We start from the raw sequence: 13,826 nt of genomic DNA, 5'->3' as shown, positions 1-13,826 counted from the left end.
TCCCGGGCCGACGCCGCATGACGCAGGCCGGCCCACCCCGAACCACGGGCACCACGCGGGAAAGGTTCGCGCGACGCCACTCCCGCATTCTTGCTGCCGTTACCGATTCGTGTCACTCGACTGTGGACAACTGGCCGCGATATGTCGGTCTTACGACCATTCGAACATGTGACTGACAGGCTTTCGACAGCTGTGGCAGGCGGGATTCCGGAGCGGGCTTCCTGCGGCGCCCAGGCCGCAAGCCCGGGTCAGGAGGCCGGATCGACCTCGCGCAGCAATCCGGTCTTCACGTCGAAGACGAATCCGCGCACATCGTCGGTGTGCGGCACGAACGGCGAGGTGCGCACCCGCTGCATCGACTGCCGTACGTCCTGGTCGACGTCCCGGAAGGACTCCACCGCCCACGCCGGGCGCTGGCCGACCTCGGCCTCCAGTTCGTTGCGGAAGTCCTCGGTGAGGCTCTCCAGGCCGCAGCCGGTGTGATGGATGAGAACCACGCTGCGCGTCCCCAGCTTGCGCTGGCTGATGGTGAGGGAGCGGATCACGTCGTCGGTGACGACGCCGCCCGCGTTGCGGATGGTGTGGCAGTCGCCCAGCTCCAGGCCGAGTGCCGCGTGCACGTCGAGACGCGCGTCCATGCAGGCCACGACGGCGACCTGCAGGACGGGGCGGGCGTCCATCCCGGGGTTGGCGAAGGAGGCGGCGTACCGGGCGTTCGCCTCGACGAGACGGTCGGTGACCGTGCCGCCACCGACGGTGGCGCTCTCCGAACCTGTGGAAACCGATGCAGAAGTCGTCATAGCCATGACGTTACTGGCCACACCCCTTCCGAGCCTCTTGTGAGAGTGGACAAAAAATGTCAGCCCGGCGCCGTTGTGAGGTAACCCACATGGGTGGCGCCCCTGTCTCCGTGCGAGTGATTTCGCGCGCCCCGCCGCGTCCGCGGCGCCGACGGCCACGACGCGCAGGCCGGTTGATTGACCGGGAGTCGCCGTGGACTAAAGTGACGCGGAGCGGGAGGCGAGACTCCCCCCGCTGACTGAATCACCTCGGAGACCCCGGCGACGACCGGAGATCTCCCCGCGTGCGCGGCGCGTACGTACGGCTCGGCCTTCTCCCGCTCCCGGTCGGCTGACGCTTCCGGCGCCGGCGGGCCTCCCCTTCACCGGGGGTCCCCCCAGTGAAGCTGAGGGGGGGCGGGGACCCGGCGGTGCGTACGGCCGCGCCGGATCTGAGAGGGCCCCTTGAGTCAGAGTCGACACGTCCCGGTGATGCTCCAGCGGTGCCTGGATCTGCTGGCGCCCGTGCTGGAGGACCCGGACGGCGTGGTCGTCGACTGCACCCTCGGCCTCGGCGGCCACAGCGAGGCCCTGCTCGAGAGGTTCCCCGGCGTCCGCCTCGTCGCCCTCGACCGCGACAAGGAGGCCCTGCGCCTGTCCGGCGAGCGCCTCGCGCCCCACGGCGAGCGCGTCACCCTCGTCCACGCCGTCTACGACGAACTCCCCGAGGTGCTCGACCGGCTCGGCATCGCGCGCGTGCAGGGCGTCCTGTTCGACCTGGGCGTCTCCTCCATGCAGCTCGACGAGGCCGACCGCGGTTTCGCGTACGCCCAGGACGCGCCGCTCGACATGCGCATGGACCAGACGACCGGCGTGAGCGCCGCCGAGGTCCTCAACACCTACCCGCCCGGCGAACTCGTGCGCATCCTGCGGGCGTACGGCGAGGAGAAGCAGGCCAAGCGGATCGTCGCCGCGATCGTGCGCGAGCGCGAGAAGGAGCCGTTCAGCACCAGCGCGCGGCTCGTCGAGCTGATCCGGGACGCCCTGCCGCAGGCCGCCAAGCGCACCGGCGGCAACCCGGCCAAGCGCACCTTCCAGGCCCTGCGTATCGAGGTCAACGGCGAGCTGACCGTCCTGGAGCGGGCGATCCCGGCCGCCGTGAAGGCCCTCGACGTGGGCGGGCGGATCGCGGTGCTGTCGTATCACTCGCTGGAGGACCGGCTGGTCAAGCAGGTGTTCGCGGCCGGCGCGGCCACCACCGCGCCGCCCGGGCTGCCCGTCGTGCCCGAGCGCTACCAGCCGCGGCTCAAGCTGCTCACCCGCGGTGCCGAACTCCCCACCGAGGAGGAGATCGCCGAGAACCGACGAGCGGCACCGGCGCGGCTGCGCGGGGCCCAGCGCATCAGGGAGGACGTCGAGTGAGCCACGGCTGGCCGTCCCGGACCGAGGAGCGTGAGTGAGCAGCAAACCCGAACTCAGGGGGAGGGCGGCCCGTCTCGCGCGGCTCTTCCCGACCGGCCCCGGCCAGGCGGCCCGCACGCCCTTCGTCCTCCTGGTCGTCCTCCTCCTCGGCGGCGGTCTCCTCGGCCTCCTGGTGCTGAACTCCGCCCTCAGCGAAGGCGCGTTCAAGCTCGACGACCTGCAGCGCGGGACCAAGAACCTCACCGACGAGGAGCAGGCCCTCCAGCGGGACATCGACGCCTACTCCGCCCCCGAGGCCCTCCAGCGCCGCGCCCGCGAGCTCGGCATGGTCCCCGGCGGCGACCCCGTCTTCCTCAGCCCCGACGGCACGGTCAAGGGCGTCCCCGCCCCCGCCTCCGGCGTCCGGCGGAGCGCCACCGACCTCCCCCCGGTCCTCGCCCCCGAGGCCATGACCGACGGCCCCACACCGAACCCCGGCAGGTGACGGAAGTGTCCGACAGGGAACCGCCGCGCCGCCGCGTGCCCGGCCCCGCGAGGGCCGCCCGCCCCGACGCTAGGCGCCGTCCCGGCCCCGGAGCCCGTCCGGCCCGGCGGCCGGGACCGGGCCGCCCGGTGGCGCCCAAGCAGCTCCGGTTGGGCAGCCCGCGCCCCCGGCTGCGTCTGGTCGGGCTCGCGCTGACCCTGGTCCTGGCCGCCTTCGTCGTACGGCTGTTCCAGGTGCAGGCCGTCGACGCGAGCACGTACGCCGCCAAGGCCGAGCAGAACCGCTATGTCGGGCAGGTGCTGGCCGCCGACCGCGGCGAGGTCACCGACCGCTCCGGTGTGGCGCTCGCGACCAGCGAGGACGCCTACGACATCACGGCCGACCCCACGATGTTCGCCCCGGACCACCTGAAGATCGGCGACGGGCCCGAGCAGGCGGCGGCCCTCCTCGCACCGATCATCGGCCAGGACCAGCAGACGCTGGTCGAGAAGCTGCGGCCGAAGAACAAGGCCCTGCGCTACGTCAAGCTGGCCTCCCGCCAGACCCCGCAGGTCTGGAAGCAGATCAAGGACCTGAAGACCGCGCTCGCCAAGAAGGCGGAGACGGACAGGTCCGCGCACAACGTCCTCGCAGGCGTCTTCTCCGTGGCCACCAGCAAGCGGGTCTACCCCAACGGCGACCTCGCCGCCGGGATACTGGGCTGGGTCAACGCGGAGGGCAAGCCCGGAGGCGGTATCGAGCTGCAGCTGAACAAGCAGCTGGCCGGCAAGGACGGCAAGATCCGCTACGCCCAGTCCGGCGGCCGTCTCGTCCCCACCGCGGGCTCCACCGAGACTCCCGCCGTCCCCGGCAGCGACGTCGAGCTCACCATCGACCGCGACATCCAGTGGGCCGCCCAGAAGGCCATCACCGACCAGGTCAAGGAGTCGGCGGCCGACCGCGGCTACGTCATCGTCCAGGACACTCGCACCGGTCAGATCCTGGCCATGGCCAACTCGCCCGGCTTCGACCCGAACGACCTGTCCGACGCCGACCCGGCCGCCCTCGGCAACGCGGCCCTCCAGGATGCCTTCGAGCCCGGCTCCACGGCCAAGGTCATGTCGATGGCCGCCGTCCTGGAGGAGGGCGCCGCCACCCCGGCGACCCACGTCGTCGTGCCCAACCGGCTGCACCGCGGCGACCGGCTCTTCAAGGACGACGTCGACCACCCGACCTGGTACCTGACGCTCAACGGCGTCCTCGCCAAGTCCAGCAACATCGGCACCATCCTCGCCACCGGCCAGCTCGGCAAGACCCAGACCCAGGCCAACAAGGTCCTCTACGACTACCTGCGCAAGTTCGGCCTCGGCCACTACACCGGCCTCGGTTTCCCCGGCGAGACCCCGGGCATCCTCGCCCCGCCCGACAAGTGGTCGACCTCGCAGCAGTACACGATCCCTTTCGGCCAGGGCGTGTCCATCAACGCCATGCAGGCGGCGTCCGTGTACTCGACCATCGCCAACGGCGGCGTCCGCGTCGAACCCACCCTCGTCCGCGGCACGAAGGGCCCCGACGGGCGCTACACACCCGCCCCGAAGCCCGAGAAGACACGGGTCGTCAGCGCCAGGACGGCGAAGACCCTCGCCCGGATGCTGGAGTCCGTCGTGGACGACGAGGAGGGCACCGGCACCAAGGCGCGCATCCCCGGCTACCGTGTCGCGGGCAAGACCGGCACGGCCAACCGCGTGGATCCGGCCACCGGCAAGTACCGCGGCTACACCTCGTCGTTCGCCGGGTTCGCGCCCGCCGACAAGCCCCGCATCACCGTCTACTGCGCCATCCAGAACGCCACCCGGGGCAGCTACTTCGGCGGTCAGATCTGCGGGCCGGTCTACAAGCAGGTCATGGAGTTCGCACTGAAGTCCCTCCAGGTCCCGCCGACCGGCGCCGCACCCGCGAAGCTCCCTGTCACCTTCAAGCGCTGACGGGCCGCAGGCCCCAGGTCAGCACGGAACCCACCAGGAACCACCTCGTGACGACGATCACCCCAGATCCCGGGAACCAGAGCAGCCCCGGCCCCTCACTTCGCCCCGAGGCGGGTGCGCCCGGTACGCTCACCGCCGTGCCACACGCTGATCAGTCCCAAACCACCCAGAAGGGCCACCCCGTGACATATCCCGGGCCGCCCAGGCCGGTGCAGGTCTCCGCCACACCCCTCGCGGAACTCGCCGATCAGCTGGGTGCTTCCACCCCGGAGAGCGCCGCCGAGGCCACGGGCATCACCCATGACTCACGCGCCGTGCGTCCCGGCGACCTGTACGCCGCCCTGCCGGGCGCCCGGCTGCACGGTGCCGACTTCGTCAAGCAGGCCGCGGGCCTCGGGGCGGCCGCCGTGCTGACCGACCCCACCGGCGCCGAGCGCGCCGCCGCGTCCGGGCTGCCGGTCCTGGTCGTCGACGACCCGCGCGCACGGATGGGCGAGCTGGCCGCCACGATCTACGGCCACCCCGGCCGGGACCTGCTCCAGATCGGCATCACCGGCACCTCCGGCAAGACCACGACCGCCTATCTCGTCGAGGGCGGCCTGAGGACGGTCCGGTCCACCGGCCTGATCGGCACGGTCGAGATGCGCATCGGCGACGAGCGCATCAAGTCCGAGCGCACCACCCCCGAAGCCACCGACCTCCAGGCCCTCTTCGCCGTGATGCGCGAACGCGGCGTCGAGGCGGTCGCCATGGAGGTCTCCAGCCACGCCCTGGTCCTCGGCCGCGTCGACGGCTGCGTCTTCGACATCGGCGTCTTCACCAACCTCAGCCCGGAACACATGGAGTTCCACTCCGACATGGAGGACTACTTCCGGGCCAAGGCACAGCTGTTCACGCCGGAACGCGGCAAACTCGGCGTGGTCAACGTCGACGACGAGTACGGTCGGAGGCTGGCCAACGAGGCCACCGTCCCGGTCGTCACCTACTCCGCCGAGGGCCACCCCGACGCCGACTGGCGCGCCGAGGACGTCGAGATCGGCCGGCTCGACTCGACGTTCACCGTCCTGGGCCCCAAGGGCGAGCGGATCAGCGCCAAGTCGCCGCTGCCGGGGCCCTTCAACGTGGCCAACACCCTCGCCGCGATCGTCGCCCTCGCCGTCGCCGGCCTCGACCCGCAGGCCGCCGCCGACGGCGTCGCCGCCGTCCCCGGCGTGCCGGGCCGGCTGGAGCGCGTCGACGCCGGGCAGCCCTACCTCGCGGTCGTCGACTACGCCCACAAGACCGACGCCGTCGAGTCCGTGCTGCGCGCCCTGCGCAAGGTCACCGAGGGCAGGCTGCACATCGTCCTGGGCTGCGGCGGCGACCGGGACAAGACCAAGCGGGAGCCGATGGGCGCCGCCGCGGCGCGGCTCGCCGACACCGCCGTACTGACCTCCGACAACCCCCGTTCCGAGGACCCCCTCGCGATCCTCGCCACGATGCTCCAGGGCGCGGCGTCCGTGCCCGCGCACCAGCGCGGCGAGGTGCAGGTCTTCGAGGACCGGGCCGCCGCGATCGCCGCCGCCGTCGCCCGCGCCGAACCCGGCGACACCGTGCTGGTCGCCGGCAAGGGCCACGAGCAGGGCCAGGACATCGCCGGGGTGGTCCGTCCCTTCGACGACCGCCAGGTGCTCCGCGAAGCCATCCAGAAGACCCAGGGATGAAAATCCAGAAGATCCAGGGGATGAACTTGTGATCGCCCTCTCCCTCGCCGAGATCGCAGAAGTCGTCGGCGGGCAGACGCACGACATACCTGATCCGTCCGTCGAGGTCACCGGCCCGGTGGTCCGGGACTCCCGCGAGGCGGGGCCGGGCAGCCTGTTCGTGGCCTTCGCCGGTGAGCGCGTGGACGGCCACGACTTCGCGGCGGCGGTCGTCAAGGCGGGAGCGGTGGCCGTGCTCGGCACCCGCCCCGTCGGCGTGCCCGCGATCGTCGTGGACGACGTCCAGACCGCTCTCGGCGCCCTCGCCCGGCACGTCGTACGCCGCCTCGGCGCCACCCTCGTCGCCCTCACCGGCTCGGCGGGCAAGACCAGCACCAAGGACCTCATCGCGCAGGTGCTCCAGCGCAAGGCCCCGACGGTGTTCACGCCCGGTTCGCTCAACAACGAGATCGGGCTGCCGCTGACCGCGCTCAGCGCCACCGAGGAGACCAGGTTCCTCGTCCTGGAGATGGGTGCCCGCGGTATCGGGCACATTCGCTACCTCACCGGCCTGACGCCCCCGAAGGTCGGTCTCGTCCTCAACGTCGGCAGCGCCCACATCGGCGAGTTCGGCGGCCGCGAGCAGATCGCCCAGGCCAAGGGCGAACTCGTCGAGGCCCTGCCCTGCGAGGCCGACGGCGGCACCGCGATCCTCAACGCGGACGACCCCTACGTCCGGGCCATGGCCTCCCGAACGAAGGCGAAGGTGCTCTTTTTCGGAGAGTCCGGCGAAGCGGACGTGTCCGCCGAGAACGTGCGACTCACGGACACCGGACAGCCCGCGTTCAGGCTTCACACACCCTCCGGTGCAAGCGATGTGACCATGCGCCTGTACGGTGAGCACCACGTGTCGAACGCGCTCGCCGCGGCCGCCGTCGCCCACGAGTTGGGCATGTCCGCTGACGAGATCGCCGTCGCGCTCTCCGAGGCGGGCTCCCTCTCCCGCTGGCGGATGGAGGTCACCGAGCGCCCGGACGGCGTGACGGTCGTCAACGACGCCTACAACGCGAACCCCGAGTCCATGCGAGCCGCTCTGCGCGCGCTCGCGGCGATGGGCAAGGGACGTCGTACGTGGGCGGTGCTCGGCAAGATGGCCGAGCTCGGGGACGAGGCTCTCGCCGAGCACGACGCGGTCGGACGGCTCGCCGTCCGGCTCAACGTCAGCAAGCTCGTCGCGGTCGGTGGCAGGGAAGCCGCCTGGCTGCAACTGGGCGCATATAACGAGGGTTCGTGGGGTGAGGAGTCGGTGCACGTGTCCGACGCACAGGCGGCGGTCGACCTGTTGCGCAGCGAGTTGCGCCCGGGGGACGTCGTACTCGTGAAGGCGTCCCGTTCGGTCGGCCTCGAGAGCGTGGCGCAGGCGCTGCTCGAGACCGGTGCCGAGGGTGAGGTTTCCGCCCGATGATGAAGCAGATCCTGTTCGCAGGAGTCATTGGTCTCTTTCTCACGCTGGTCGGCACCCCGCTGCTGATCAAGCTGCTCGCGCGCAAGGGCTACGGTCAGTACATCCGTGACGACGGCCCGCGCGAGCACGCCAGCAAGCGCGGTACGCCGACCATGGGCGGTATCGCCTTCATCCTGGCGACGGTCGCCGCCTACTTCCTGGCCAAGGTCATCACGGGCTACCTGGACCCGGACGTCGACGCGGCGCCGACCTTCTCGGGCCTGCTGGTGCTCGGCCTGATGGTCGGCATGGGCCTGGTCGGCTTCCTCGACGACTACATCAAGATCGTCAAGCGGCGTTCGCTGGGCCTGCGGGCCAAGGCGAAGATGGCCGGCCAGCTGATCGTCGGCATCAGCTTCGCGGTGCTGTCGCTGCAGTTCGCGGACAACCGCGGCAACACCCCGGCCTCCACGAAGCTGTCGTTCATCACGGACTTCGGCTGGACGATCGGCCCCGTGCTGTTCGTGGTCTGGGCGCTGTTCATGATCCTCGCGATGTCGAACGGCGTGAACCTGACCGACGGTCTGGACGGCCTGGCCACCGGCGCCTCCGTGCTCGTCTTCGGCGCCTACACCTTCATCGGCGTCTGGCAGTTCCAGGAGTCCTGCGCCAACGCGCAGACCCTGACCAACCCGGGCGCGTGCTACGAGGTGCGGGATCCCCTCGACCTCGCGGTGGTCGCCTCCGCGCTGATGGGCGCCTGCCTCGGTTTCCTGTGGTGGAACACCTCGCCGGCCAAGATCTTCATGGGTGACACCGGTTCGCTCGCGCTCGGCGGTGTGCTCGCCGGCCTCGCGATCTGCTCCCGCACCGAGCTGCTGCTCGCCATCCTCGGCGGCCTGTTCGTCCTGATCACCATGTCCGTGGTGATCCAGGTCGGCTCCTTCCGCCTGACCGGGAAGCGCGTCTTCCGGATGGCACCGCTCCAGCACCACTTCGAACTCAAGGGCTGGTCCGAAGTCCTTGTGGTGGTCCGCTTCTGGATCATCCAGGGCATCTGTGTGATCGTCGGACTGGGCCTCTTCTACGCAGGATGGGCAGCGGACAAGTGACCTCTCCGGAGCCTTTCGACTTCCAGGGCAAGCACGTCACCGTCGCCGGACTCGGCGTGTCCGGCGTACCGGCGGCCAAGGTGCTGCACGGACTCGGCGCGACCGTCACGGTCGTCAACGACGGCGCCGACGAACGCGCGCAGGCGCAGGCGGCGGAACTGGAGGCGCTCGGCATCACCGTGCGCCTCGGCGACGGCGACACCCTGCCGGAGGGCACCGAACTGATCGTCACCGCGCCCGGCTGGAAGCCCGACAAGCCGCTCTTCGCGGCGGCCGGGCAGGCGGGCGTGCCGGTCTGGGGCGACGTCGAACTCGCCTGGCGCCTGCGCGGCCCCGACGCCGCCCCGTGGCTCGCCGTCACGGGCACCAACGGCAAGACCACGACCGTCCAGATGCTCGCGTCGATCCTGAAGGCGGCCGGGCTGCGCACCGCCGCCGTCGGCAACATCGGGGTCTCGCTGCTGGACGCGGTGCTCGGCGAGGAGCAGTACGACGTCCTAGCCGTGGAGCTGTCCAGCTACCAGTTGCACTGGGCGCCGTCGCTTCGGGCCCACTCGGCCGCCGTGCTGAACCTCGCCCCCGACCACCTCGACTGGCACGGCTCCATGGAGGCGTACGCCAAGGACAAGGGCCGTATCTACGAGGGCAACCGGGTCGCCTGCGTCTACAACGTCGCCGACAAGGCCACCGAGGACCTGGTCCGCGAGGCCGACGTCGAGGAGGGCTGCCGAGCCGTCGGCTTCACCCTCGGGACCCCGGCGCCGTCCCAACTCGGCGTCGTCGAGGGCATCCTGGTCGACCGCGCCTTCGTGGAGAACCGGCAGAAGAACGCCCAGGAGCTCGCCGAGGTCGCCGACGTCAACCCGCCGGCCCCCCACAACATCGCCAACGCCCTCGCAGCGGCGGCCCTCGCACGTGCCTACGGCGTGCCCGCCAAGGCCGTACGGGACGGCCTGCGGGCGTTCACCCCGGACGCCCACCGCATCGCGCACGTGGCCGACGTGGACGGGGTCGCCTACGTCGACGACTCCAAGGCCACCAACACGCATGCGGCGGAAGCCTCGTTGGCGGCGTACGAATCGATCGTGTGGATCGCGGGCGGGCTCGCCAAGGGCGCGACCTTCGACGAGCTGGTCGCCAAGTCGGCGAAGCGGCTGCGGGGTGCCGTGCTGATCGGCGCGGACCGAGCGCGCATCCGCGAAGCCCTGGCGCGACACGCCCCGGAAGTACCCGTCGTCGACCTCGACCGGACCGACACTGGGGCGATGCGCGCGGCGGTCGACCAGGCGCGGCGCCTCGCCCGCCCCGGTGACACGGTGCTGCTGGCACCGGCGTGCGCCTCCATGGACATGTTCGTCAACTACAACAGGCGCGGGGACGCTTTCGCGGACGCCGTTCGTGAGCTCGGCTCCGCCGAAGGCTGACCCGGGTCCGCCTCGCCCGGCGGCAGCGCCGGGTGTACTTGGGAGGGACGCGTGACACGGAAGCGGCTGGTGCCCGAGCAGCGGCCGGACGGCCCGCACGGTGGAACGTTCCCCGACGGCACGGCGGGGTGAGCGGTGATGCCCCCCAGCCGCACCGGACGGCCTCCCGTTCAGCGCGCTCCCAAGCGCCCCGCCCCCTCCCGGTCCCTGCGCGACAACCCCGTCCTGAACTTCTACACCCGGGCGCGCAGGGGCTGGGACCGGCCGCTGACCGCCTACTACCTCATCCTCGGCGGCAGTCTGCTGATCACCGTGCTGGGGCTGGTGATGGTCTACTCGGCCTCCCAGATCACCGCGCTGCAGATGTCCCTGCCGGGCTCGTACTTCTTCCGCAAGCAGCTGCTCGCCGCCGTGATCGGCACCGGTCTGCTGCTCGCCGCCTCACGCATGCCGGTGAAGCTGCACCGCGCACTGGCCTACCCCATCCTCGCGGGCGCCGTCGTCCTCATGGCCCTGGTGCAGGTACCGGGAATAGGAGTGTCGGTCAACGGCAACCAGAACTGGATCGCCCTCGGCGGCTCCTTCCAGATCCAGCCCAGCGAGTTCGGCAAGCTCGCCCTCGTGCTGTGGGGCGCCGACCTGCTCGCCCGCAAGCAGGACAAGAAGCTGCTGACGCAGTGGAAGCACATGCTCGTCCCGCTGGTCCCGGCCGCCTTCATGCTGCTCGGTCTGATCATGATCGGCGGCGACATGGGCACGGCGATCATCCTCACGGCCATCCTGTTCGGCCTGCTCTGGCTGGCCGGGGCGCCCACGCGGCTGTTCGCCGGGGTGCTGTCGATCGCCGCCGTCCTCGGCCTGATCCTCATCAAGACCAGCGCCAACCGCATGGCCCGCCTGCAGTGCCTGGGCGCCACCGAACCCCGGTCGGGGCCCGTCGACTGCTGGCAGGCCGTGCACGGGATCTACGCCCTCGCCTCGGGCGGAATCTTCGGGTCAGGGCTGGGGGCGAGTGTGGAGAAATGGGGGCAACTCCCCGAAGCCCACACCGACTTCATCTTCGCCGTCACCGGTGAGGAACTGGGCCTGGCGGGGACGCTGTCGGTACTCGCCCTCTTCGCGGCTCTAGGCTATGCGGGTATCCGCGTGGCCGGACGCACGGAAGATCCGTTCGTGAGGTATGCCGCGGGAGGCGTGACCACCTGGATCACGGCCCAGGCCGTGATCAACATCGGTGCGGTGCTCGGTCTGCTGCCGATCGCCGGCGTCCCCCTCCCGCTGTTCTCCTACGGAGGATCCGCCCTGCTGCCGACCATGTTCGCCATCGGGCTGCTGATCGCCTTCGCGCGTCAGGACCCCGCTGCGCGGATGGCGCTTGCGATGCGGCAACCCCGCTTTGGTAGAAAGCGGGGGGCGGGGGGCACCGGTTCCGGTCGGAGTCCCCGGAGATGGAACACGATGCGACGGCGTGCCTCGGCGGCGCGCTCGTCCGGAGAGCGGTGAATTTCGGTGCATGTCGTACTCGCCGGCGGAGGAACCGCAGGCCACATCGAGCCCGCGCTCGCCCTCGCGGACGCCCTGCGCAGGCAGGATCCGTCCGTGGGCATCACGGCCCTGGGCACGGAGCGCGGTCTCGAGACACGTCTCGTACCCGAGCGTGGCTACGAACTCGCGCTGATCCCCGCCGTGCCGCTGCCACGCAAGCCCACCCCCGAGCTGATCACCGTCCCGGGACGGCTGCGCGGCACCATCAAGGCGACCGAGCAGATCCTGGAGCGCACCAAGGCGGACGCCGTGGTCGGCTTCGGCGGCTACGTCGCCCTGCCCGGCTACCTCGCGGCCAAGCGCCTCGGCGTGCCGATCGTCATCCACGAGGCCAACGCCCGCCCGGGCCTGGCGAACAAGATCGGCTCGCGCTACGCCAGCCAGGTCGCCGTCTCCACGCCGGACAGCAAGCTGCGGGGCGCCCGCTACATCGGCATCCCGCTGCGGCGCTCCATCGCCACCCTGGACCGGGCCGCCGTGCGCCCCGAGGCCCGAGCCGCGTTCGGGCTCGACCCGAACCTGCCCACGCTGCTGGTCTCCGGCGGCTCCCAGGGCGCCCGCCGGCTGAACGAGGTCGTGCAGACGGTCGCGCCCTGGCTCCAGCAGGCCGGAATCCAGATCCTGCACGCGGTCGGCCCGAAGAACGAACTGCCACAAGTCCACCAGATGCCGGGGATGCCCCCCTACATCCCGGTAAGTTACCTGGACCGGATGGACCTCGCGTACGCCGCGGCCGACATGATGCTCTGCCGCGCGGGCGCGATGACCGTCGCCGAACTCTCCGCCGTCGGGCTCCCGGCCGCCTACGTCCCGCTGCCCATCGGCAACGGGGAACAGCGGCTCAACGCCCAGCCGGTGGTCAAGGCCGGCGGCGGCCTGCTGGTCGACGACGCGGAGCTGACCCCCGAGTGGGTCCAGGGACACGTCCTGCCCGTGCTCGCCGACCCGCACCGGCTGTACCAGATGTCCCGCGCCGCGGCCGAGTTCGGCCGCCGGGACGCCGACGACCTGCTCGTCGGCATGGTGTACGAGGCGATCGCCGCCGCTCGTGCACACCGCTAGGACCGTATGACGGAAGGCAGGGAGCGTGGCCGGATCGACCACCGCCGAGCGCGGTGAACGCCAGCAGGGGTCGTCCGGCCCGCCGCCCGTCAGGCGTCTGAGGCGGCGCCACCTTCGGGTGATCGTCATCCTGGGCCTCGCCCTGGTCTTCCTCGGCATCCCGACGCTCTGGCTCTTCTACGGCTCCGACTGGCTGCGCGCCGAGCACGTCTCCGTCTCGGGCACCCGGGTCCTGACGTCCGCTCAGGTCAGGTCCGCCGCCGAGGTTCCCCTCGGCGAGCCGCTGATTTCCGTCGACACCGATGCGATCGAGACGCGTCTGCGCCGGAAATTGCCCCGAATCGACGCGGTTGACGTGGTCCGTTCCTGGCCCCGTGGAATCGACCTGAAAGTGGTCGAGCGGACTCCGGTTCTGATCGTCCAAAAGGGAAGAAAGTTCGTCGAAGTGGACGATGAAGGTGTCCGGTTCGCCACGGTTTCTGAGGCACCGAAAGGCGTCCCCGCGCTGGAATTGACACTGTCGAGGTCCGGCACCGCCGCCGCGAGCCTGCGTCGCTTCGGCGAGTCCCGGCTGGTGCGCGAGGCGGTCGGCGTCGCCCGCGCCGTTCCGGCCGCCGTCGCGCGCGACACACGGACCGTCAAGGTTCGCTCCTACGACGACATCTCACTGGAGTTGAGGGACGGCCGCACGGTCGCCTGGGGGAGCGGTGAGAAGGGTGCCGCCAAGGCCCGTACGCTCACCGCCCTGATGAAAGCCTCGCCCGGCGCGCGGTACTTCGACGTGAGTGTCCCCACCGCGCCCGCGTCATCAAGGAGTTGACGCACATCCGCGCAGGCCAGCACCCTGGTTGGGCGGCGCTACGGCTGATCACATAGGGTGAAAAGAAAAACGGGAGGTTCGGCGTGTT

The 13,826-nt window shown here is 70.9% G+C and carries 11 protein-coding genes; 10 read left to right on the top strand and 1 reads right to left on the bottom strand.

The genetic code is table 11. The features are described 5' to 3' along the window. Nucleotides 1-248: 248 nt before the first annotated feature. On the bottom strand, nucleotides 249-806 hold the full coding sequence (locus ACWD1U_RS17495) for a beta-class carbonic anhydrase (RefSeq protein ID WP_451108367.1): 558 nt from the start codon (nucleotides 804-806) through the stop codon (nucleotides 249-251). A 438-nt stretch (nucleotides 807-1,244) separates the two neighbouring features. Between ACWD1U_RS17495 and rsmH the strand changes: the two genes are divergently transcribed. The 10 genes from rsmH to ACWD1U_RS17445 all read left to right on the top strand — a co-directional run bounded on the left by rsmH (nucleotide 1,245) and on the right by ACWD1U_RS17445 (nucleotide 13,738). Further along, on the top strand, nucleotides 1,245-2,201 hold the full coding sequence (rsmH, locus tag ACWD1U_RS17490) for a 16S rRNA (cytosine(1402)-N(4))-methyltransferase RsmH (protein ID WP_451108365.1): 957 nt from the start codon (nucleotides 1,245-1,247) through the stop codon (nucleotides 2,199-2,201). Nucleotides 2,202-2,235: 34 nt separating this feature from the next. Beyond that, nucleotides 2,236-2,685: a hypothetical protein gene (locus tag ACWD1U_RS17485; RefSeq protein WP_451108364.1), complete on the top strand. Its 450-nt coding sequence runs from the start codon at nucleotides 2,236-2,238 to the stop codon at nucleotides 2,683-2,685. A 5-nt stretch (nucleotides 2,686-2,690) separates the two neighbouring features. Beyond that, complete coding sequence (locus tag ACWD1U_RS17480; protein WP_451108362.1) at nucleotides 2,691-4,649, top strand: peptidoglycan D,D-transpeptidase FtsI family protein; 1,959 nt, start codon at nucleotides 2,691-2,693, stop codon at nucleotides 4,647-4,649. Nucleotides 4,650-4,831: 182 nt separating this feature from the next. Further along, nucleotides 4,832-6,352 (top strand): UDP-N-acetylmuramoyl-L-alanyl-D-glutamate--2,6-diaminopimelate ligase, encoded by a 1,521-nt coding sequence (locus ACWD1U_RS17475; protein ID WP_451108360.1) that lies wholly within the window; start codon nucleotides 4,832-4,834, stop codon nucleotides 6,350-6,352. A gap of 28 nt (nucleotides 6,353-6,380) precedes the next feature. Next, the gene (locus ACWD1U_RS17470) at nucleotides 6,381-7,796 is read left to right on the top strand and encodes a UDP-N-acetylmuramoyl-tripeptide--D-alanyl-D-alanine ligase (RefSeq protein WP_451108359.1); all 1,416 of its coding nucleotides are present in this window, start codon (nucleotides 6,381-6,383) and stop codon (nucleotides 7,794-7,796) included. After that, nucleotides 7,796-8,887, top strand: a complete 1,092-nt coding sequence (mraY, locus tag ACWD1U_RS17465; protein WP_451108503.1) for a phospho-N-acetylmuramoyl-pentapeptide-transferase — start codon at nucleotides 7,796-7,798, stop codon at nucleotides 8,885-8,887. The genes ACWD1U_RS17470 and mraY overlap by 1 nt, the downstream gene beginning before the upstream one ends. Then, nucleotides 8,869-10,311, top strand: a complete 1,443-nt coding sequence (murD, locus tag ACWD1U_RS17460; RefSeq protein WP_451108357.1) for a UDP-N-acetylmuramoyl-L-alanine--D-glutamate ligase — start codon at nucleotides 8,869-8,871, stop codon at nucleotides 10,309-10,311. The genes mraY and murD overlap by 19 nt, the downstream gene beginning before the upstream one ends. 138 nt (nucleotides 10,312-10,449) lie before the next feature. Further along, nucleotides 10,450-11,814, top strand: coding sequence for a putative lipid II flippase FtsW (ftsW, locus tag ACWD1U_RS17455; protein WP_451108355.1), 1,365 nt, complete (start codon nucleotides 10,450-10,452; stop codon nucleotides 11,812-11,814). A gap of 6 nt (nucleotides 11,815-11,820) precedes the next feature. Next, nucleotides 11,821-12,918, top strand: coding sequence for an undecaprenyldiphospho-muramoylpentapeptide beta-N-acetylglucosaminyltransferase (murG, locus tag ACWD1U_RS17450; RefSeq protein WP_451108354.1), 1,098 nt, complete (start codon nucleotides 11,821-11,823; stop codon nucleotides 12,916-12,918). Nucleotides 12,919-12,943: 25 nt separating this feature from the next. After that, a complete protein-coding gene (locus ACWD1U_RS17445; protein WP_451108352.1) occupies nucleotides 12,944-13,738 on the top strand; it encodes a cell division protein FtsQ/DivIB in 795 nt (264 codons plus the stop codon). Nucleotides 13,739-13,826 lie beyond the last annotated feature (88 nt).

Source organism: Streptomyces sp. NPDC002788 (genome assembly GCF_053592115.1).
The sequence above is the reverse complement of the archived record's forward strand: the minus strand, read 5'-3'. Positions and strand labels throughout refer to the sequence as shown.